The sequence below is a fragment of the uncultured Caballeronia sp. genome (assembly GCF_964243625.1).
Lineage (GTDB): Bacteria > Pseudomonadota > Gammaproteobacteria > Burkholderiales > Burkholderiaceae > Caballeronia.
In genome coordinates, this window is record NZ_CAXTGZ010000832.1 from 1 (window position 1) to 2142 (window position 2142).

1 protein-coding gene and 1 pseudogene are annotated in these 2142 nt (G+C 59.2%); both read left to right on the forward strand.

The window, feature by feature from the left end:
* A pseudogene (gene ispH / locus ACFFAR_RS31495) lies at positions 1-160 on the forward strand (4-hydroxy-3-methylbut-2-enyl diphosphate reductase); the annotation flags it as partial.
* A 459-nt stretch (positions 161-619) separates the two neighbouring features.
* Positions 620-1900 carry a branched-chain amino acid ABC transporter substrate-binding protein gene (locus ACFFAR_RS31500; RefSeq protein WP_375509260.1) on the forward strand — a complete coding sequence of 427 codons (1281 nt, stop codon included), beginning with the start codon at positions 620-622 and terminating at the stop codon, positions 1898-1900.
* Positions 1901-2142 lie beyond the last annotated feature (242 nt).

Genomic DNA, 2142 nt, shown 5'->3' on the forward strand with positions numbered 1-2142 from the left:
CGGCGTGACGGCGGGCGCCTCGGCACCAGAAGTGTTGGCGCAAGCCGTGATTGCGCGGCTGCGTGAGTTGGGCGTACGCAATGTGCGGCCGCTTGAAGGTATTGAGGAAAAGGTGTCGTTCCCATTGCCGCGCGGGCTGACTCTGCCGTCGGAGAAGTAAGCCGCCTTTATAGATAGGGCTGGATACATAGGGCTGGACAGCCGTCGCAGCTGAAAAACCGCGCCGACTTGAGTTGGCGCGGTTTTTTTTATCAAGAAAACGCACTCGCTGACGTCAATTAGTGTCAGCGAGGTTCGCGACAACGGAAATCCAACTCTCCGCGCAGTAGAATCGATGCACTTTTCAGGTGCATTCGACGAAATAATTTCCCTTCCGCAATCCACAGGCACAGCTCAGTGTTTACCCACGGCGCCAGCGAATGGTGCAACTAGCGCACCGTCGTGGAGCGCAACCCGGTTGCGCTCTTGCGCTCATCCGAGGCGAGAAACGGGGTTGCAATGGAGGAAAACCCCTGTCAATCAACAATATTGCACGTCTCAAAAACCGAGTTACAATGCGCGCGTTCCAAGCCGGATGGGCTGGAAACACCAGCTTTTGAAGGCGCCGGAGACCTACTGAATGCGAATTAAGTTTGGCTTTGTTGTGACCATCGCGGCCGCGGTTGCGATGGCAACGGCATGCAGCAAAAAGAGTGAAAACGAACCAGCCGTTGGGGCATCGGCGACGCCGGAAGCATCGGCAAGCGTCGCGGCAAGTGCGCCGGCGGGGTCGGCAGCTTCGGCAGCGGACGCAGCGGCAAGTGCGGCGTCAGCGCCCACGCCTGCCAGCAATGCAACGGTCGTGAAAATTGGCCATGTCGCTCCGCTCAGCGGACCGCTGGCTCACCTCGGGCAAGACAATGAAAACGGCGCGCGGCTGGCTATCGAAGAAATCAGCGCGCAGGGACTGACCATCGACGGTCACGCGATCCATCTCGAACTCGACGCGCAAGATGACGCCGCCGATCCGAAGAAGGGCACCGCAGCAGCGCAGCAACTGGTGGCGGATCACGTCGTGGCGGTGGTCGGCCATCTGAACTCGGCGGTATCGATTCCGGCATCGAAGATCTACAGCGACGCGAATGTGGCGCAGATTTCCGGGGCCACGACGAATCCCGCGTACACGCAGCAAGGTTTCAAGACGACCTTTCGCGTAATCCCGACGGACACCCGCCAGGGCGCGGTCCTCGCGAACTACGCGGTGAAGACGCTGCGCGGCAAGCGCATCGTGGTCGTGGACGATGCCAGCATCTACGGTCGCGGTCTCGCTAACGAATTTGCGAAAGCGGTGGTGGCGAACGGCGGCCGGATTGCAGGCCACGAGGCCACGACCGACAAGTCCAGGGACTTCAAGGCGATCCTGAACAAGATCAAGCGCGTCCAGCCCGACGTGGTGATGTTCGGCGGCATGGACGTAACGGGCGGCCCGTTCGCGAAACAGGCGGCGGCGCTCGGGCTGAAGGCGAAAATCCTCGGCGGCGACGGACTTTGTTCCGCCGACATGGCGACGCTCGCGGGCAACGCGTCGCCGAACGTGGTGTGCACGGAACTCGGCGTGAGCCTGCCGAAACTCGATAAAGGCGCGGACTTCGAGAAACGTTATGAAGCGCGTTTCCACTCCCCGGTCCAGGACTACGCGCCGTTCACCTACGACGCGGTCTACGTGATTGTCGACGCAATGAAACGCGCTAACTCGGTTGAAGCACCCAAGGTGCTGACGGCAATCGGCTCGACCGACTTCAATGGCCTGACGGGTCATATCGCGTTCGATGACAAAGGCGATTTGAAAGGCGGCGGTGCGATCACGCTAATCGATTTCAAGGATAACAAGAAGAACGTCATCGACGTCATAACGCCCTGACCCTGTGTTGCAGCGCCGCGCGGCGCATGCGCGGGACTCAAGGCAATCCCTTAGATACGTAGTCAGTTTCAGACGTTTTAGAGTTTTTTTTCAAGTACGCGCGGTGCCGTTGCGTTTTTTTCTTCCCTTCGGTTTATCGGCCAGCGATAAAGCGTAAATCTAGTCGCACGGGCTAAGGAGCCTTCAATGGATATTTTCATCCAGCAGATTATCAACGGGCTGGTGCTTGGCAGCGTCTACGC

Bases quoted from the DNA above. Each gene is read 5' to 3' on its own strand.
- ACFFAR_RS31500 (WP_375509260.1), top strand. From the start codon at position 620: ATGCGAATTAAGTTTGGCTTTGTTGTGACCATCGCGGCCGCGGTTGCG.